General features: G+C 71.5%; 16 protein-coding genes. 3 read left to right on the top strand and 13 right to left on the bottom strand.

Annotated elements, in window-relative coordinates:
* Positions 1 to 20 precede the first annotated feature (20 nt).
* Both FLX07_RS09120 and ahcY read right to left on the bottom strand, forming a co-directional pair.
* Positions 21 to 1286 carry an adenosylhomocysteinase gene (locus tag FLX07_RS09120; RefSeq protein WP_373292476.1) on the bottom strand — a complete coding sequence of 422 codons (1266 nt, stop codon included), beginning with the start codon at positions 1284 to 1286 and terminating at the stop codon, positions 21 to 23.
* A 67-nt stretch (positions 1287 to 1353) separates the two neighbouring features.
* On the bottom strand, positions 1354 to 2781 hold the full coding sequence (ahcY, locus tag FLX07_RS09115) for an adenosylhomocysteinase (RefSeq protein WP_142569505.1): 1428 nt from the start codon (positions 2779 to 2781) through the stop codon (positions 1354 to 1356).
* A 168-nt stretch (positions 2782 to 2949) separates the two neighbouring features.
* On the opposite strand from ahcY, the gene FLX07_RS09110 reads away from it, so the two are divergent.
* Positions 2950 to 3282 (top strand): MerR family transcriptional regulator, encoded by a 333-nt coding sequence (locus FLX07_RS09110; RefSeq protein WP_142569503.1) that lies wholly within the window; start codon positions 2950 to 2952, stop codon positions 3280 to 3282.
* Positions 3283 to 3298: 16 nt separating this feature from the next.
* Here the strand turns inward: FLX07_RS09110 and FLX07_RS09105 are convergent, their stop codons facing one another.
* From FLX07_RS09105 to FLX07_RS09075, 7 genes are all read right to left on the bottom strand, one after another.
* On the bottom strand, positions 3299 to 4672 hold the full coding sequence (locus tag FLX07_RS09105; RefSeq protein WP_142569501.1) for a DUF6114 domain-containing protein: 1374 nt from the start codon (positions 4670 to 4672) through the stop codon (positions 3299 to 3301).
* 11 nt (positions 4673 to 4683) lie between these two features.
* Complete coding sequence (locus tag FLX07_RS09100; protein WP_142569499.1) at positions 4684 to 5277, bottom strand: DUF6230 family protein; 594 nt, start codon at positions 5275 to 5277, stop codon at positions 4684 to 4686.
* 130 nt (positions 5278 to 5407) lie between these two features.
* On the bottom strand, positions 5408 to 6349 hold the full coding sequence (locus FLX07_RS09095; RefSeq protein ID WP_142569497.1) for a cation diffusion facilitator family transporter: 942 nt from the start codon (positions 6347 to 6349) through the stop codon (positions 5408 to 5410).
* A 34-nt stretch (positions 6350 to 6383) separates the two neighbouring features.
* Entirely contained in the window at positions 6384 to 7538 is a 1155-nt protein-coding gene (locus tag FLX07_RS09090) for an SIS domain-containing protein (protein WP_142569495.1), read from the bottom strand.
* The gene (locus FLX07_RS09085) at positions 7535 to 7708 is read right to left on the bottom strand and encodes a Trm112 family protein (protein WP_076432865.1); all 174 of its coding nucleotides are present in this window, start codon (positions 7706 to 7708) and stop codon (positions 7535 to 7537) included. The genes FLX07_RS09090 and FLX07_RS09085 overlap by 4 nt, the downstream gene beginning before the upstream one ends.
* Before the next feature lie 4 nt (positions 7709 to 7712).
* The gene (locus tag FLX07_RS09080; protein WP_142569493.1) at positions 7713 to 9068 is read right to left on the bottom strand and encodes a phosphomannomutase/phosphoglucomutase; all 1356 of its coding nucleotides are present in this window, start codon (positions 9066 to 9068) and stop codon (positions 7713 to 7715) included.
* A 105-nt stretch (positions 9069 to 9173) separates the two neighbouring features.
* Entirely contained in the window at positions 9174 to 9539 is a 366-nt protein-coding gene (locus FLX07_RS09075; RefSeq protein WP_142569491.1) for a DUF3499 domain-containing protein, read from the bottom strand.
* A gap of 166 nt (positions 9540 to 9705) precedes the next feature.
* Here FLX07_RS09075 and FLX07_RS09070 point away from each other — a divergent pair, with 166 nt between their 5' ends.
* A complete protein-coding gene (locus FLX07_RS09070; protein WP_229689544.1) occupies positions 9706 to 10173 on the top strand; it encodes a metallopeptidase family protein in 468 nt (155 codons plus the stop codon).
* Positions 10174 to 10176: 3 nt separating this feature from the next.
* On the opposite strand, the gene FLX07_RS09065 is transcribed toward FLX07_RS09070, so the two are convergent.
* From FLX07_RS09065 to FLX07_RS36370, 4 genes are all read right to left on the bottom strand, one after another.
* Entirely contained in the window at positions 10177 to 11646 is a 1470-nt protein-coding gene (locus FLX07_RS09065; RefSeq protein WP_142569489.1) for a DUF5719 family protein, read from the bottom strand.
* Positions 11643 to 14525 carry a glycosyltransferase family 2 protein gene (locus FLX07_RS09060; protein WP_142569488.1) on the bottom strand — a complete coding sequence of 961 codons (2883 nt, stop codon included), beginning with the start codon at positions 14523 to 14525 and terminating at the stop codon, positions 11643 to 11645. The genes FLX07_RS09065 and FLX07_RS09060 overlap by 4 nt, the downstream gene beginning before the upstream one ends.
* Before the next feature lie 166 nt (positions 14526 to 14691).
* The gene (locus FLX07_RS09055; protein WP_030509369.1) at positions 14692 to 14955 is read right to left on the bottom strand and encodes a WhiB family transcriptional regulator; all 264 of its coding nucleotides are present in this window, start codon (positions 14953 to 14955) and stop codon (positions 14692 to 14694) included.
* 192 nt (positions 14956 to 15147) lie between these two features.
* On the bottom strand, positions 15148 to 16947 hold the full coding sequence (locus FLX07_RS36370; protein ID WP_167748174.1) for a hypothetical protein: 1800 nt from the start codon (positions 16945 to 16947) through the stop codon (positions 15148 to 15150).
* A gap of 171 nt (positions 16948 to 17118) precedes the next feature.
* Between FLX07_RS36370 and cofD the strand changes: the two genes are divergently transcribed.
* Positions 17119 to 18057 carry a 2-phospho-L-lactate transferase gene (gene cofD, locus FLX07_RS09045; protein ID WP_142569486.1) on the top strand — a complete coding sequence of 313 codons (939 nt, stop codon included), beginning with the start codon at positions 17119 to 17121 and terminating at the stop codon, positions 18055 to 18057.
* Positions 18058 to 18085 lie beyond the last annotated feature (28 nt).

Below are 18085 nucleotides of genomic sequence, written 5' to 3'. Positions count from 1 at the left end.
GAACGGTCGAGCCGGGGAGGTCAGGACCCGAGGCGCCAGGAGTGGAGATACTCCTCCTGCTCGCCGGTGAGCGCGTCGATCGAGATCCCGGCGGCGGCGAGCTTCAGGCGGGCCACCTCGGCGTCGATGTCGGCCGGGACGTCGTACACGCCGGGATCCATCCGGACCGACTCCCGGACCAGCCATGCGACGGCGAGGGCCTGGGCGGAGAACGACATGTCCATCACCGCGGCCGGATGGCCCTCGGCGGCGGTCAGGTTGACCAGGCGCCCCTCGGCGAGCAGCAGCAGCCTGCGGCCGTCCTCCAGGACGTACTCGTCGGTGCTGGGCCGGATCCCGAAGCGCACCTCGCGCGCCATCTCCTCCAGCGCCCGTACGTCGATCTCGACGTCGAAGTGGCCCGCGTTCGCGAGGATCGCGCCGTCCTTCATCAGGGCCAGATGCTCGGCGCGGATGACGTCTCGGTTGCCGGTGACGGTCACGAACACGTCGCCGGTCTCGGCGGCCAGGCTCATCGGCCGTACGTCGTAGCCCTGCAGGGCGGCGTCCAGGGCCTTGACCGGGTCGATCTCGGTGACGATGACCCGCGCGCCGAGACCCTTGGCCCGTTCAGCGACGCCCCGGCCGCAGAAGCCGAAGCCCGCGACGACCACGGTGCGGCCCGCCAGCAGGACGTTGGTGGCCCGCATGATGCCGTCGAGGGTCGACTGGCCGGTGCCGTAACGGTTGTCGAACATCCGCTTGGTCCGGGTGTCGTTCACCGCGACCATCGGGAAGCGAAGCGCGCTCTCCGATGCCATCTGGCGCAGCCGGATGATCCCGGTCGTGGTCTCCTCGCAGCCACCGATGACGCCGTCGAGGAGCTCGACCCGCTCGGTGTGCAGGGTGTTGACGAGGTCGCATCCGTCGTCGAGCACGACGTTCGGCGCGATGTCGAGCGCCTGGTGGATATGCCGGTAGTAGGTCGCCTTGTCCACCCCGGCGCGGGCGTGCACGACGATGCCGTACGTTCTCAGCGCCGCGGCGACGTCGTCCTGGGTGGACAGGGGGTTGGACGCGGCCAGGGCGATCTGGGCGCCGCCCTCCCGGAGCGCCCCGAGGAGCACCGCCGTCTCGGCGGTCACGTGCAAGCAGGCGGCGATGCGCAGGCCGTCGAACGGCCGGTCGGCACCGAAACCGGCGCCGATCGCCTGGAGGACCGGCATCGACCGGGCCGCCCACTCGATGCGCCGCTCTCCGGCCTCCGCGAAGCCCGCCGCGACGTCCGCCGCGTTGTCCGGCTGAATCACGCCGTCTGCCTCCTGACGGGGGGCGCGGGCCGGGCCCACGCCCCCGTCGTCGTGCGAGTGACCGTCAGTAGCGGTAGTGGTCCGGCTTGTACGGGCCCTCGACGTCGACGCCGATGTACTCCGCCTGCTTCTTGCTCAGCGTGGTCAGCTTCACACCGAGCGCGTCGAGGTGGAGGCGGGCGACCTTCTCGTCGAGGTGCTTGGGCAGCACGTACACGCCGATCGGATACTCGTCGGTCTTGGTGAACAGCTCGAGCTGGGCGATCACCTGGTTGGTGAACGAGTTGGACATCACGAACGACGGGTGGCCGGTCGCGCAGCCCAGGTTCATCAGGCGGCCTTCGGCGAGCACGAGGATCGAGTGCCCGTCGGGGAAGACCCACTCGTCGACCTGCGGCTTGATGTTGTTCTTCACGATCCCCGGGATGCGGCCCAGACCGGCCATGTCGATCTCGTTGTCGAAGTGGCCGATGTTGGAGACGATCGCCTGGTGCTTCATCTGCGCCATGTGCTCGGCGGTGATGATGCCGAAGTTGCCGGTCGTGGTGACGAAGATGTCGGCGATGCCGACGACGTCCTCCAGGGTGGTGACCTGGAAGCCGTCCATGGCGGCCTGGAGCGCGCAGATCGGGTCGATCTCGGTGACGATGACCCGGGCGCCCTGACCGCGCAGCGCGTCGGCGCAGCCCTTGCCCACGTCGCCGTAGCCGCAGACCACGGCGACCTTGCCGCCGATCAGCACGTCGGTGGCGCGGTTGAGACCGTCGATGACCGAGTGGCGGCAGCCGTACTTGTTGTCGAACTTCGACTTGGTCACCGAGTCGTTGACGTTGATGGCCGGGAAGAGGAGCGTGCCGGACTTGTGCATCTCGTAGAGACGGTGCACGCCGGTCGTGGTCTCCTCGGTGACGCCCTTGATGCTCTCGGCCACGCTGGTCCACCAGTTGTCCTCGGAGACCGTACGGCGGAGCGTGTCGAGGATGACCGCCCACTCCTCGGGGTCGTCCTCACCGGCCACCGGCACGGCGCCGGCCTTCTCGAACTCCACACCCTTGTGCACGAGCAGCGTGGCGTCGCCGCCGTCGTCCAGGATCATGTTGGGGCCGGAGCCGTCGGGCCAGCGGAGGGCCTGCTCGGTGCACCACCAGTACTCCTCCAGCGTCTCGCCCTTCCAGGCGAAGACCGGGACACCGGAGGGGTTGTCGACCGTGCCGTCCGGGCCGACGACGACCGCGGCGGCGGCGTGGTCCTGGGTGGAGAAGATGTTGCAGCTCACCCAGCGGACGTCGGCGCCGAGCGCGACCAGCGTCTCGATCAGCACGGCGGTCTGGATCGTCATGTGCAGCGAGCCCATGATCTTCGCGCCGCGCAGCGGCTGGGCCGCGGCGTACTCCTTGCGGGTCGCCATGAGGCCCGGCATCTCGTGCTCCGCGAGGCGGATCTCTTTGCGGCCGAATTCCGCAAGCGTAAGGTCGGCGACCTTGAAGTCCATGAGTGTCTCCTCCGTTGTCCGTCGGTGCGAGTTTAGGCGGCGCGGACGCAGGAACGCATGCGCAGGCCCGCAAACCTGACACAAGATTGTGAGATTCCCTCGCTGACGGGTGCAGGAGGGCCGCTGGAGTGTCTAGCGTGGACCCCAGGAACGGGGACCGGAGGCACGATGCGCATCACCGAGGCGGCCAGGCGGCTCGGCATGTCCCCCCGGATGTTGCGCTACCGGGAGGCTCTCGGCCTGCTGCCTCCCGTACGGGACAAGGGCGCCCACCGGCGCTTCGGGCCCGACGAGCTGGAGGCGGTGCGCCAGGCGACGGAGCTGGAGCGGCGGTTCGACGTCTCGCCGGCCGAACTGGCCTTCGCGCTCCGGGCGCTGTCCGAGCCCGCGGTGGCCCAGGCCGTACGCGATCTCGGCGTGCGGATCGGGCGCATCCAGGCGCCGCGCCGGGCGCTGGACTTCGAGAAGGAGAAGGCCCTGCGGCTGCTGCGGCACCGGTGAGCCAGGCACTCAGGGATCAGGCGCCGACCACGAGGTGCAGGTCGTCCGCCCGCAGGGAGTCGGCCGTGACGTACGGCTGCTCGCTGACGACGTCGGTCATCGTCAGCGGGACGTTCAGGGACGGCACCAGTTTGAGCGCCCTGACCAGCAGGTTCGGGTGATCCGCCGTGAATTCCTGAGGCACGCCGAGGAGCTTGGCGGTCATCTTCGTCGTGCAGATCACCACGTTGCCCTCGAAGGTGAACGTGCTGCCGGTAAGCGTCGTCGGGCCCATGGTCTGCCGGGGCTGCTCCAGCACCGCCTTGTCCATGGTGAAGCGGAGCATCTTGACGGCGCCGGTCGCGGTGGGCATCTCGACCACACCGGTGAACTTCATCCCGGTCATGGTCAGCGAGGGCGCACGGACGGCTGCCGTCTCGGTCGCGACCGTCACCGCCCCGGGCGGGGACGAGGCCCCCGGTGTGTCCTGACCGTCTTCACCGTCCTCGCCGTCCTTCCCGGGCGGCGGCGAGGGGCTCTTCCTGCCGGTGAGCGACCCCACGGCGTCCTTGAGGTCAGTGGGCAAGCCGGTGGGCAGGGCCGTGGGGACCTCGCTGGGCAGGACGCCATGGAGAGCGTCGGACAGGCCGCCGGGAACGGCGCTCGGGACGACGCCGGGCAGGAGCGAGCCGCCCTGCCCGCCCGTTCCCGGGTCCTCACGTGCCATGCCCGTCCCGGCGGCCAGGATGACCGGCAGCACGGCGATGGCCAGCGCCTTGGCGGCGGGACCCGGACCCTGGTCTCCCCGCCCGCCACCGCCCGGCCGTGCGCCCCCGTCGTCAGGATCCTCACCAGGGTCGTCGAGATCGCCGGAAGCGGGCTTGGACGGGGGCTCGGCTTGGCGGCGGACCCGGGCGACCAGGATGCGCGGGCCATCGTCGGCGGGTTCGGCGGGCCGCTGCGGCCGGGTGGCCTCCAGGCGCTCGTCACCGCTGACCACCCGCCGCTCCGTGAAGGTGATTCCCCCTTCCCCCGGCACGGGCGGCGCCGCGGGCTCGATCGGCGCCGCACCGGCCTCGGTGGTCTCGGCGGGCGCCCAGGCCACCGCGAGCGCGCCACCGACCAGGCCGAGCAGCATGCCGATCAGGAAGCCGCCCAGGTTGGCGTAGACGAACGACGCGATCGAGACCAGCACGGCGACCACGCCGAGGAAGGCCCGCTGGCCGGGCTGGAGCCAGATCATCAGGCCCAGGATGATCAGCACCAGTGCGATCAGATAGGTGGCGCCGACCGTGCCCGACTGGATGACGAGCGGCAGGGCCTGGGTCGCGAACGGGATGCTCAGCAACTCCAGGCCGGCCGCGAGCACCAGCAGGCCGCCCCAGAACGGCCGTGACCGCCGCCATTTCACCGGCCGCTCCATCAGAAGCACTCGTGCTCGCCGGGCTCCACGGCCAGCTTCAGCCCCGGCAGCTTGAACGTGGCGGCGTTGACCGCCCAGGAGACCTGCCGGAAGTCCTTGATGGTGACCCCGGCGGCCTGCTGGCCGAACATACCCGCCGCGCCCTGGGCACCGGGCACCTGGTCGAGGGAGCTCGCGTCGCGGCCCGCCTCCAGCTTCGTGAAGACCGCGTTGCCCTCGATCTGGGTGGCATCGACGATCATGTTTTCGGCGATCACCGGGTCCTTGCCCGTGCCGGCGGTGATCCGGATGGTCACGGCGCCGACGGGCGACTTCACCAGCACCGTCTGACACATGTTGGTCAGCGTGGCCTTCCGGATGCCGGAGACGGCGACCGGGATCTTCTGGCCCTTCTTGTTCTCGACCGTGCTGCCGTACTGCACGAAGCCCTGGCCCTGCAGCGTGTCCGCGGAGACCTTGAACGTGTCACCCGAGACCACGAACGACGCGCCGATCGCCCCCTCGGCGGTCGCGCCGACCAGAACGGAGGCGACCGCGAGCGCGGGCACGAAGACGAGGGCGAATCGTTTCCACCGCACGCGTCCCTGAATCATGAGTCACCTCCGGGGTCAACCAGCCGTAATGTAAGGGTAAAGTTACCGACCGGTACCACCAGCACTGAAGTGACCGTGCATCACATTTCAATTACGGCGCGCAAGGAAATGTGGCCGCCCGTAACGGGGGTTATGCGCCGGCGTGCTGCTCCGAGACCGCGTCCGCCCGGTAGAGGTCCGGCTCCAGGTAGATCACCCTGGCGATCGGGACCGCCTCGCGGATGCGCCGTTCGGCCTCGTCGATGCCCCGCGCGACCTCGCCGGCGGTGTCATCGTGCTCCACGGCGATCTTGGCGGCGACCAGCAACTCCTCCGGGCCCAGGTGCAGGGTGCGCAGGTGGATGACCCGGCTGACCTCGGGGGCGGCCTCCAGCGCGGCGCAGATCTTCTCCTCCACCTCGGGAGTCGCACTCTCGCCGATCAGCAGCGACTTGGTCTCGGTGGCCAGGATGATCGCGATCACCGCGAGCAGCACGCCGATGGCGAGGCTGCCCACGCCGTCCCAGGCCCCGTCGCCGGTGACCACGGCCATCGTCACCCCGAGCAGCGCGAAGACCAGGCCGATCAGCGCGCCGAAGTCCTCCAGCAGCACGACCGGAAGTTCGGGGGCCTTCGCCCGCCGGATGAACGCCACCCAGGAGTGGTCGCCCTTGAGCGCGCGCGACTCCTTGATGGCCGTGCGGAACGAGAAGCCCTCGGCGACGATCGCGAAGATCAGCACCGCGAAGGCCCAGATCGGCGACTCCACGGGCTCCGGGTCGGCGATCTTGTGCCAGCCCTCGTAAAGGGAGAACAGGGCACCGATCGTGAACAGCACCACGGCCACCACGAACGCGTAGAAGTAGCGCTCCCGGCCGTAGCCGAAGGGGTGCTTGCGGGTCCTTCCCTTGGCGGCCCGCTTGCCGCCGAGCATCAGCAGCGCCTGGTTGCCGGAGTCGGCCACGGAGTGGACCGACTCGGCGAGCATCGAGGACGACCCGGTGAACAGGAACGCCACGAACTTCGCCACGGCGATCGCCAGATTGGCGCCGAGCGCCGCAAGGATCGCCTTGGTACCGCCACCCGCACTCACGATGAACTCCTCAATTCAATCGGCCGAGGCGATCCTATTGGGAAATCCTGGCCTGGAGTTCCGTCGCCGCCGCGGCCGATGCCGGGTCCGTCCCGTACCCGAGAGCGAGGTAGACACTCGCGTAGTCGCACAGGCCGATCAGGGCCGCGAGCCGGTCCAGCGGGTGCACGCCCTCGGCCAGGATCTCGGACACCGGAACCCCACGGTCCTCGGCCATCCGCACGGCGGCCATGCGGGACCTGGTCACCTGCGGGTGCTCCTCCACGTCGCGCAGCAGGAACAGGCGCAGGCGCGTGGCCTCCCCCGGCTCGTCGGCGAACGGGTCGGCGAAGACGTCCCGCCCGGCGAGAGGGCCGTCGAACGTCACGATCTGGTTGTGGGCGGCCTCGGGCAACTCCCCCCAGATCGCCGGGTAGCCCGCGTCCTCGTTCAGCCGAATGGCCAGGCGGTGGGCCGCCACCGCGGCCAGCGGTGAGGTGCCCCAGATGACCGGAAGCGTCCCGGCCAGTTCCATCGCCAGCGTCTTGCCGGGGTTGATGAACGACTCGCTGGACGGGCGACACCGATGGGCCAGGTCCTCCAGCCGCTTGGCCACCGACTCGAACTCGCTCTCCCCGGCCGGGACCAGCCCGAGCGCGGCCGCCACCAGGATCGGCGGCACCATGAGCGACCACAGCGTGGCCATCGGCTGCCCGGCCACCCCGGTCGCCCCGCCCACCGGCACGTACGGCCCGCCCGCCCGCTCGACCAGGGCCGACAGCGGCGTGTCGGGTGTGCCCGCACCCGCGAGCGCGCACCCGCGCCGTGCGGCCTCGGCGGCCACGGCGACGGTCTCCTCGGTCCTGCCGGAGCGGGAGACGGCGATGACGAGATCGGCGGCGCCGACCCAGCCGGGCAGCCGGTGGCCGCGCACCGTCACCACCGGGACCGGGGCGCCATACCGGCACAGCGCCTCGATCACGTCGCCCACGAGGGCGGAGGCGCCCACGCCCGCCACGACGATCGCCCGGGGCCGGCCCTCCCGGCCGGCCCGGCCCACGCCGTTCTCCACCGCCGATCGGTAGGCCGCCCGCACCTGGGCGGACGCCGACGCGACGGAGCGGAGCATGCCGGAGGGGTCGCCCTCCACCAGGTATGCCTGGTCGTCGAGCCGATCGGCCTCGAACCGGACCCCTCCGGCACTGCTCATGCCTTACGGGCCTCGTCGACGAGGAGCACCGGGATGTCGTCACGCACCGGATAGACCAGCCCGCACGACTCCGACGTGCAGGCCAGCTCGTCCGCGTCCGGCACCGCGCGGAGCGGGGACTTGCACGCCGGGCAGGCGAGGATGTCCAGCAGCCAGTCGTCGATCTTCAACTCGTCAGCTCCTTACAACGGCGAGCACTTCGTCTCGAACTGCGGCGACCTTCTCCTCGTCGGCGGCCTCCGCGTTGAGCCGGAGCAGCGGCTCGGTGTTGGACGGACGCAGGTTGAACCACCAGTCCGGACCGCTGACGGTGAGTCCGTCCAGCTCGTCGAAGGTAACACCCTCCCGGCCCGCGAAGGTCTCGCGCACCCGGGCCAGGGCGGCGGCCTGGTCCTCGACCCTGCTGTTGATCTCCCCGGACGCGGCGTAGCGCGAGTACTGGGACAGCACCTCCGACAGCGGCCGGTCCTGCTCGCCCAGCGCGGCGAGCACGTGCAGGGCGGCCAGCATGCCCGAGTCGGCGAACCAGAAATCACGGAAGTAGTAGTGGGCCGAGTGCTCGCCGCCGAAGACCGCGCCGGTGCGGGCCATCTCCGCCTTGATGAACGAGTGGCCGACACGGGTGCGGACGGGCTTGCCGCCGTGCTCGCCGACGATCTCCGGCACGCCCTTGGAAGTGATCAGGTTGTGGATGATCGTGGCGCCGGGGTTCTTGGCCAGCTCTCGCACCGCGACCAGTGCCGCGATGGTGGACGGCGGGACCGACTCGCCCCGCTCGTCGATGACCCAGCACCGGTCGGCGTCGCCGTCGAAGGCGATGCCGATGTCCGCGCCCTGCGAGACGACCGCCTTCTGCAGGTCGCGCAGGTTCTCCGGCTCGATCGGGTTGGCCTCGTGGTTGGGGAAGCTGCCGTCGAGCTCGAAGTAGAGCGGGGTCAGCTCGATCGGCAGGCCGTTGAAGACCTCCGGAACCGTGTAGCCGCCCATGCCGTTACCGGCGTCCACGACCACCTTCAGCGGCCGGATGCCCGACAGGTCGACCAGCGTCTTCAAGTGGGCGGCGTAGCCCTCCAGCAGGTTCCGCTCGGTCACCGTGCCCGCGCCCGGCGTGCCGCCCAGCTCGGTGGCGAGCAGTTCGGCCGCACGGTCGCGGATCTCCAGCAGGCCGGTTTCCGAGCCCACCGGCACGGCGCCCGCCCGGCACATCTTCATGCCGTTGTACTTGGCCGGGTTGTGGCTCGCGGTGAACATGACGCCCGGCAGGCCGAGACTGCCGCTGGCGTAGTAGAGCATGTCGGTCGAGCCGAGCCCGGCGTTGATCACGTCGGCGCCCCGGGAGGCCGCGCCCCGCGCGAACGCCGCCGCCAGCGGGCCGGAGGAGGTGCGCATGTCGTGCGCCATCACCACGGAGGACGCGCCGGTCAACTCGACGAAGGCCGCCCCGACGGCCTGAGCGATCTCCTCGTCGAGCTCGTCCGGCACCACGCCGCGCACGTCGTACGCCTTGAAGATCCTGCTGAGGTCGGCCACTGCACGCCCCTAAAAGTCGTTAAGTCTTCGCACCTGAGCCTATAGCGCCTGATTGCCCACACAATGAGCGCTTCAACGCGCCGTACGCGATCTCCTCGCGGGGTGTCATCGCTCCCTATTCGGCTGAGCGGACTTGAGCACCCTCAGGTGACCTCGGCGGCCCACCTCGACCGCCTGTCCGACGGGCTCGCCGGCGGCGGGAGCGGGGCGCGCGGCCTCGCGGACCGCGTTCGCCAGGGCCTCCAGGTCGTCTCCGTTCGGGGCGCCGGGCTCGGACGGAAGGCGCACGACCTCCCATCCCCTGGGTGCGGTGAGCCGTTCCGCGTGCTCCGCGCACAGGTCGTAACAGTGTGGCTCGACGTACGTCGCCAGGGGGCCGAGTACAGCGGTCGAGTCGGCGTAGACATACGTGAGTGTGAAGACGGCAGGCTGCCTGCAGGCGGTACGGGAACAGCTGCGGACGGGGCTCACGGAGGGACCGTATCCGGTCCGCGTTCACATTGCCACCACCCTGCCGCTCTTATTGAACGTGTCGCCACAATTCCGCGATCTCTGAAGTCGACATGACGTTGTTGGGCAAAGCGGACACAACCGACGGGATCCACCGCACCGGTGGGCCGGGCTCTAAGCTGACTGCGTGAGCGATCGGAACGGCGACAGGCCGGATCGAGGGCGGCGGGTGCGCCGGCGTGACCGGCACGGCCGCGGCATGCGCGGCCCCCTCGCGCCCTCGCACGTCCCGATCGCCAAGTCCCGCGGCGAGCGGTTCGACGACCTGGTGATCGACGCGGTCGACCGGCTCAAGCCGCGGTGGGGCACCCAGCTCGCGTCGGTCGAGTTCGCGGTCGAGGAGGTGCCGCCGGCCGCCGAGCTGGTGGACGGTCCCGCCCGGCTGTCCTCCGACCCGATCCCGCTGGGACGGGCGGAGCCGGCCTCGGGGGACGAACTCGCCACCGTCGTGCTGTACCGCCGTCCCCTGGAGGCCCGGGCCCGCGACCGCGACCAGCTCGGCACGCTGGTCCTCGACGTGGTCGTCGAGCAGGTGGCCAGCCTGCTGGGCCTCACGCCGGAGACGATCGACCCCGGCTACGACGACCGCCACTGAGGTTCAGGGCAGCACGGCGCCCGGCTCGTCGACGGTCGGGGGCACCAGCGCCCAGGTCCTGGCCATGGCCAGCGGCTGCGCGGTCAGCAGCCGGCCGTCCTTGACCCCCTCGTCGAGGACGCGCCCGCCGTACACAGGACCCGAGCCCGGCATCGGCCGCACGACCACGCTGAAGCCGCCCTTGCTTCCCTTCGGCGGCGTGAGCCTGAGCTCCTTGGTGCGGGCGGCGGGCACCTTCACCTCGACCGGGGCCGGCGCCGCACCCTTCGAGGGCACCAGCTGAACCTCCGCCACGGCCGCCCCGAAGGGCGCGGACAGCACCAGCCAGGAGGTCTGCTTGCCTTCCGCCCGGCCGTCCGCGACGACGCTGCCGAGATCGACGGAGGCGGCGCCGGCCGTGTAGGCGACGTCCTGCCTGGCCCCCGTTCCGGTGATCTTGAGGCCCGCCACGATCGGGACGTCGGACTCCAGCACCAGCGCGGCCGGCTGCCCGCCGATCCCGGTGGACAGGTCGAGCGAGGCCGCCGATCCGGCCGGCACCTCGATCGTCTCCTTGTTCTTCAGCGCGTAGGAGCCGTCCTCCAGCACTGCTTTGATCCGCACGACGGTGTCCCGCTCCCCCGGCGCGGCGACGTACAGCTCCCGCTGCCCGGCGGTTCCGGGGATGCCGGGGACGACGACCCGGGTGGCGGGGGCGGCGGCGACGGGCAGCCAGTCGACGCCCCTGCCCTCACCCAGGACGGCCTTCACCGCGGCGGCCACCCGGCCGCTGCGCGTGCTCACCTGCAGGGCCATGATCAGCGGGGAGGGCGCGAGGTCGCGCAGCCTGATCACGCGGTGCTGGCCGGGCTTGACGACGACGCCGTTGCCGCGCTCGCTCAGCACCGGGCCCTCTCCGGAGTAGACCATGAACGAGACGTTGGCCGGGGCCGCGTCGGGGTTGGCGAGGTAGAGGGTCATCTCCGCGGCGGCCGGCCCCGGCCCGACGAACCAGCTCTCCGCGCCCGGCTCGACGCACCGCACTCCGGCCAGACCCCGCTGGGTGCCCGACGTCTCCCTGGCGGTCTGGGCGCTCTCCAGCCCGGCGGCCATCGCACCGGTGGCGTCGACCACGAGCGGGCCGCCCCCGACGGCGATCTCGCGCTGCCACAGCAGGCCCGGCCTGTCGATCACGTCGTCATTGCCGCCGGCCTTCTCCTCCGGCGTTCTGATCGCCGACAGGGTGGCGCTGCCCGGCTTCTGGTCCTGCTGTCCCGGGTTCCGCTGGTCCTGGGCGGGGGTCACCACGCTCACCCTGCTGCCGGACGGCGCGGGGCACACGGCGGTCACCGACTCCACCGGCGCCCTGACGGCCTGCGGACGCACCTGAGCGGCGGGCGCGGGCCGGCTGACGAAGGCCACGCCGTACAACGCGCCCAGGGCGACCAGCACCAGAGCGAGCAGGCCGAAGCGGTTCTCGATCAGTCTCCTCACGCGGGCACCCGATCTTTCCTGCCCTTGTTCTCCTTGGCCCGGCGGCGGCCCCGCGGCCCCTCCTCGACGGGCGCGTCCGCGTAGTCGACGTCCGGCTCCTTCGTACGGGCCCCGGGCGAGGCGAGGATCAGCACGAGCACGAGCAGCCCGCCCTGGGCCCACAACCAGCCCCGATGCAGCCCGCCCGCGGTCGCCGGCGGCGGAGGCACCGTCACCTGGCCCGCCACACGCCACAGGCCGCCCGTCTCCGACAGGCTCACCCTGACCAGGGCGGGCTGCGAGTCGAGCGCCCGTCGCAGGGCGGGGTCGACGGAGCCGGGCACCGTCACGAAGCGGACCCCGGACGCCGCGAGCGTCTGGACGTACGTGCTGCCCCGGCCCGAGGCGAGCCCGGCGACCGCGGTCGTGAAACGCTCGGTCGTCTCCCGGGGCGGCGTGAGGTCGGACTCGCCGATCAGCGGACCCCGGCCGCGCATCAGCGTGTAGCCCACCGTGCCGTCCTTGGGACGCAGCAGGAGGGTGCCCTCGCCGGGCTCCGACTGCAGTTCGGCGAGCACCGGCACCGGATCGCTCAGGTCGCTTCGCAGCGGGTCGTCCGCGCCTCTGGTCACCCACAGCGCGGCGGCGGCGAGCGGCGTCGCGAAGGCGACCACGACGATCAGCATCGCGCCCAGCCGGCGCAGCCCGCCCGAGGCGCGGAACTCGGCGATCCGGTGCGCCTGGTGCCCCGCGGCCACCAGCAGGCCCGTCGCCGCGAACGCCAGCGGCACCCCCGGCCACGCCGCGTCGTCGACCCGGCTGACCACGATCGCCACCAGGAGCCCGAAGAGCATGACGCCCCAGCCGATGGCGACGATCATCTGGTGACGCCGCAGCAGCAGTGCGGCCAGCGCGACCGCGATCAGGCCCGCCGTCGCCCACACGGGCGGCACCCCCGGCCCGCCGGGGCTCAGCATGAGCAGGGAGTCGGCGGCCAGGCGGGGGGTGGTGAGGCGGCCGACATGCAGGCCGGACTCGTGCAGGCCGGACTCGAGCAGGATCCGGCCCGGCTCCCTGGCGATCTGCACCAGCCACGGGAACAGCAGCACGACCGGGGTGCCGAGGCCGATCACGAGCGACCGCCTGACGCCCCGGCGAATGCCTCCGAACGACACCGCGGCGAGCCCGCCGAGGATCGCCACCAGCACGTACGCGAGCGGGACGAAGGCCGTGCCCACGGTCAGGAGCAGGCCGAGGCCCCAGGCCGCCCGCCGCGACCCGGCCATCACCCGCGTGGCGAGCGCCGCGTAGACGGGCAGCAGCACGATCACGATCGCGGTGCCGAGCCGCCCGCCCGCCACCACGCCCGTCGCGACGGGCAGCAGGGCGTAGGTGGCGGCCAGCCAGACCCGCGCGGGCGCGTAGGAGATCATGCGCTTGGTCGCCGCGTACGCCGAGATCCCGGCCAGCGGCACGCAGCCGAGCAGCACCACGGCCACGGCCAGCCACGTCTTGCCCAACGCGACCGCCGACAGCCCGGCCAGCACGGCGACGTACGGCGGGGCCCAGGTCTGCGAGCCGAGCCCGGCGGCGTGATGGTCTTCGACGTAGAGCCGCCACAGGTCGGACGCGCCCCCGGTGACCGGCACCAGAGCGCCGCCGCCCAGGTGCCCGTCGGAGGACAGAAGCCCGGGCAGCAGCGTCCTTTCGGCAACCAGCGTGATCACCGTCAGGATCAGGAAGAGCGCCACCCCCGGACTGCTGAACACGCGCTGGACGCCGCCCGAGTCGGTCAGCAGTTCGTCGCCGTCGTCCTCCTGGGCGCGGTCCGCGGCGGCGTGGTGGCGGCCCGCCGAGTCCACCGGGCCGGCTCCGGCGAGGAAGCCCTGCACCATGTCGGCCAGCCGCCGAAACGCCGCGCCCGGCGGGGTGAGCTTGCGCCGGATCGCGGGCCAGCCCTGCTTCCTGCCCTGCTTCCTGGCCTTACGTGCCCGCCGCAGGCGCATCGGATGGCCGATGACCGAGCCGAGCGCGGCCAGTTCGTCGAGGGCGTTGGCCGGCTGCTTGGCCAGCAGGAACAGCAGGGCCCGCAGCACGGACCCGAAGACGTTGCGCAGCACCGATCGCACGAGCGCGCCGAACGGCAGGTTCGCCATCAGGACGAACAGACCGTTGCGCCGGTCGAGCCTGCGCGGGTGCTCCTCGCTGGTGGCGATCCTGCGGCGCCGCCGCGCCGACGCCTCGGCGTGCCAGGCCACCGCGTCGCTCACGTTCAGCACGCGGTGCCCGGCCGTACGGGCCCGCCAGCACAGGTCGAGGTCGTCGCGGAACAGCGGCAGCGCGGTGTCGAGGCCGGACAGCTCGTCCCAGACGTCCCTGCGGATGAGCATGCCGGCCGTGGAGACCGACAGGACGTCGGCGATCCCGTCGTGCTGGCCCTGGTCGTACTCCCTCGGCTCCAGGCCGGTGTCGCGCCGTCCCGACCTGCTGACGGTGACGCCCATCTCGAGCAGCACCCGCCGGTCGAGCCAGTCACGCAGCTTGGGGCCGAGGATGGCGGCCTTGGGATCCTGCTCGGCGGCCCACAGCAAAGCCTGCAGCGCGTGCGCGTCGGGCACGCAGTCGTCGTGGAGCAGCCAGACCCATTCCTCGCCGGGCGCGGGCGGCAGCCGCCGCAGCACTTCGTGGACGGCCTCGCCGAACCCGGTGGACCGGGGCAGCGCCAGCACGTTTCCCGGGCCGAAGGCCTCGGTCAGCAGCGCCCCGCTGCCGTCACGGCTGCCGTTGTCGACGCCGACGACACGGTCGAGAGGCCGGGCCTGGCGCAGCACCGCCGCCAGCGTCTCCTTGAGCCAGCGGGCGCCGTCGTGAGCGACGACGATCGCGGTCACCGAGTGCACGTCGAGTCCTTGGGGGGTCGTACGGCTGAGCGCCGACCACGATACGGCAACCCGGACTCACCCGATCACATCCAGGCGAAACAGGATGTCAGCAACAACCCAGACATAAGCGTGGGGCCGTGCGCCGAACGCACGGCCCCACCCGCGTCGATGTCAGGGACACGACCTAGACGGCCTGGCGCTTGATCTTGCGCCTTTCCCGCTCGGACAGGCCGCCCCAGATGCCGAAACGCTCATCATGCTGAAGCGCGTATTCAAGGCATTCGGCGCGCACCTCACACGAACGGCACACCTTCTTTGCTTCCCTGGTGGAACCGCCCTTTTCAGGAAAGAACGCCTCAGGATCAGTCTGCGCGCACAAAGCGCGCTCCTGCCACCCGAGATCTTCACCGTCGCCATCGAGCGCCTGTGCCATGACCAGATCGGTCATTGCACACCTCCCTGTCGCTCGCCCGCCCACATGGAGCCCCCCATAAAAACGCCTGCCCTGTACCCACCCTTGGGAAGGCGTAACAACATGTCTGTAATTACACGCGCGTGGCGCGTGTGGCGTCAAGCGGCATACCGATACCCGGGGAAAGACCTGCTCGCCCCGGTTCGTACGCCCCGATCTACGGTCCTATCAGCGTTCGGAACCATACCAAGGGAGGTTGGGGTCGGTTCCGCGGCCTGCCTGATCGGGGGCGGAACCTTCCTCATACTTTGCCTGCGACCGATCAGGCGTGTAGATGGCCGTCGGGTCGAGCGGCTCCTCCCTGGGCAGCGGGTCGCTGAGCGGGTCTCCGTGATAGCCGGAGGAGTCGAAACGGACCGTCTGGTCGGCGGGGCCGGCCACGGGAGGCTGGAACGGCGCGGGCTCGGACTGGGGGTGGCCGAGCGGGTTGTCGTAGTACTCCGGCATGTCCTGCGGACCGGTGGGGTGGTCGGGCAGGGCGCCCTTCTGGTAGCTCTGCGCCTGCTGGTAGGCCTGCGCGAGCTGCTGCTCCCGCGGGTCGGCCGGGCCTTCGTACGCGGGGGGAGCGTCGAAGGCCGGGCCGCCGGCCGGGGCCTGCTCGGCGGCATGGCGGGCGAACGCCTGACCCGAGTAGCCGGAGAACGGGGAACCCTGTCCGTACGACTGGTCCTGCTCGTACGGCCTGGCCTCCGAGACCGGGGCGTAGGAGGACGGCTGACCGTAACCGCGAGGGTCGGGAGCGGCGGGGACGACGGGAGCGACGGGAGCGACGGGAGCGACGGGAGCGACAGGGGTATCGGGCACGGCGGGGGGAGCGCTCGGGAACTGCCCGTAGCCACCGGAGTCCGTCTGCTGGCCCGCGTAGCCGTACTGGTCGAACACCGGGCCCTGCGGCGGCGGGGCGTAGTCGGCGCGCTGGGGCGCCGCCGCCTCGGGCTGCGCGCCGTACGGGCCGTAGTCGGGGTAGTGCGCGCCGGTCTGGACGTCCTGCAGCGACGGCCGGGGCTGCTGCGCCTGCTGCATCTGTCCCTGGCCGGGGCCCTGAGAGGAAACCGGAGCGGGAGCCGGGGAGCCGGGCTGCCCGCCCTGCCCGCCGAAGGGCGGGGACTGCGGGGCGGTCGGGGCGGGCGCGTAGGAGGGCTGCGGCTCGTATTCCTGGCCGTACTGCTGCTGGTCGGGGTAGCGGTGCTCCGCGGGCGGCAGCTGGGGGTGAGCCGGCGCCGGCGCGTTCTGCCCGTACGCGGGCCCCTGCGGCTGGCCCTGTAGCTGACCCTGTGGCTGACCCTGTGGCTGACCCTGCGGCTGGCTCTGGTGGTCGCCCGGGGCGGGGTGGCCGAACTGCTGCTGATTGGGCACCTGCTGATGAGGCGCCTGCTGAACAGGACCGGGGGCGTGGGCCGGCGCGCCCTGCGGCGCGTGCGGCTGCTGCGGTGCGTGAGGCGCCTGCGGGTTGTGCGGCAGCGCCGGAGCGTACGGCTGGGGCGGGTAGGCGTCCTCGCGCCTGCCGAAGAAGTCGCCCGCCGGTTCCCTGACGGGCTGGAGCGCCGATGCCGTGCTCAGCGCGAACAGCGCACCGAAGACGGCGAGCGCGACCAACGGCAGTCCGGTGATCAGGTATTCGAACCGGTCGCGGAACGAGGCCAGCTCGCCCACGAGCACGCCCAGCACGGCGATCACGCCGAAGACGACGCTGAGACCGAGCGACCCGGCCGCGCCGAGCGCCACCAGGCGGGCCCGGGGGGTGGGCGTCCCGGCCTTGGCGACGAGCAGCACGGCGCCGAACGCGAGTGCGGTCGAGACCGGGGACACGAGAGAGTACAGGCTCGTCGCCGCGCGGACGCCGAACGTGCTGCTCGACGAGGAGCCGATCAGCAGGTGCGCGATGCTGACGAGGACGGTGGTGATCACCGCCGCGAGCATCGTCCACGCGGCCGGCTCTCGGAGCCGGCCGGTATCGACCTTGAGCACGACTACCCCCATCGGTCCAAACGGCACTCGGGGAAGTTTTGCACAAGACTGACTTAAGCGTCGGCAGACCCATGAACCTCACAAGCCAAACAGACCCTACATATCGCCGTTCATCCCGTTCCTGGGGTGGGTGTCGGCGATCCCGCGGACGGCCGGTGGAAGACTGGCCGCATGCGCATCGTGTCCCTCGCCGGAGGAATCGGCGGCGCCCGGTTCCTCCGAGGTCTCAAGGCGGCAGCCCCCGATTCCGAGATCACCGTGATCGGCAACACCGGCGACGACATCACCCTGTTCGGCCTGCGCGTGTGCCCTGACCTCGACACGGTCATGTACACGCTGGGCGGAGGCATCAACGAGGAACAGGGCTGGGGACGGGCCGCTGAAACGTTCACGGTGAAGGAGGAGCTCGCCGCGTACGGCATGGAACCGCAGTGGTTCGGCCTCGGCGACCGGGACTTCGCCACCCACATCATCCGCAGCCAGATGCTGGCGGCCGGTTATCCGCTCTCCCAGGTGACCGAGGCCCTGTGCGACCGATGGCGGCCCGGGGTGCGGCTGCTGCCGATGTCGGACGATCCCACCGAGACCCACGTGGTCATCTCCGACGAGGCCGGCAGGCGGGCCGTCCACTTCCAGGAGTGGTGGGTGCGGCTGCGCGCCTCCGTGCCGGCCGAGCAGATCGTGCTCGTCGGCGCGGACGAGGCGCGTCCCGCGCCCGGCGTGCTCGACGCCGTCGCGGCGGCGGACGTCGTCATCCTCCCGCCGTCGAACCCGGTCGTCAGCATCGGCACGATCCTCCAGATCCCGGGCATCCGGGCCGCTCTGGAGGACAAGACCGTCGTCGGCGTCTCCCCCATCATCGGCGGCGCGCCGGTGCGCGGCATGGCCGACGCCTGCCTGACCGCGATCGGCGTGGAGACGAGCGCCCAGGCCGTCCTGGAGCTGTACGGATCCGCGCTGCTCGACGGCTGGCTCGTGGCCGAGGAGGACAAGGGCGTGGCGCTCGACGGCGTCGCGGTGGAGGCCCGCCCGCTCCTGATGAGCGACCCCGAGGCCACGAGGGACATCGCCGCCGCGGCCCTCGCCCTGGCCCGGTCGCTGAAGGCCTGAATGCCGATGCCAGAACAGACGTCAGAGG

The organism is Microbispora bryophytorum (assembly GCF_006874465.1).
Lineage (GTDB): Bacteria > Actinomycetota > Actinomycetes > Streptosporangiales > Streptosporangiaceae > Microbispora > Microbispora bryophytorum.
This window is presented reverse-complemented; position numbering and strand designations above follow the sequence as displayed.

What these genes read in the sequence shown, in the direction of transcription:
- ahcY (WP_142569505.1), bottom strand. Translation starts at nt 2,781, where the DNA reads ATGGACTTCAAGGTCGCCGACCTTACGCTTGCGGAATTCGGCCGCAAA.
- FLX07_RS09110 (WP_142569503.1), top strand. Translation starts at nt 2,950, where the DNA reads ATGCGCATCACCGAGGCGGCCAGGCGGCTCGGCATGTCCCCCCGGATG.
- FLX07_RS09100 (WP_142569499.1), bottom strand. Translation starts at nt 5,277, where the DNA reads ATGATTCAGGGACGCGTGCGGTGGAAACGATTCGCCCTCGTCTTCGTG.
- FLX07_RS09090 (WP_142569495.1), bottom strand. Translation starts at nt 7,538, where the DNA reads ATGAGCAGTGCCGGAGGGGTCCGGTTCGAGGCCGATCGGCTCGACGAC.
- FLX07_RS09055 (WP_030509369.1), bottom strand. Translation starts at nt 14,955, where the DNA reads ATGACCGATCTGGTCATGGCACAGGCGCTCGATGGCGACGGTGAAGAT.
- cofD (WP_142569486.1), top strand. Translation starts at nt 17,119, where the DNA reads ATGCGCATCGTGTCCCTCGCCGGAGGAATCGGCGGCGCCCGGTTCCTC.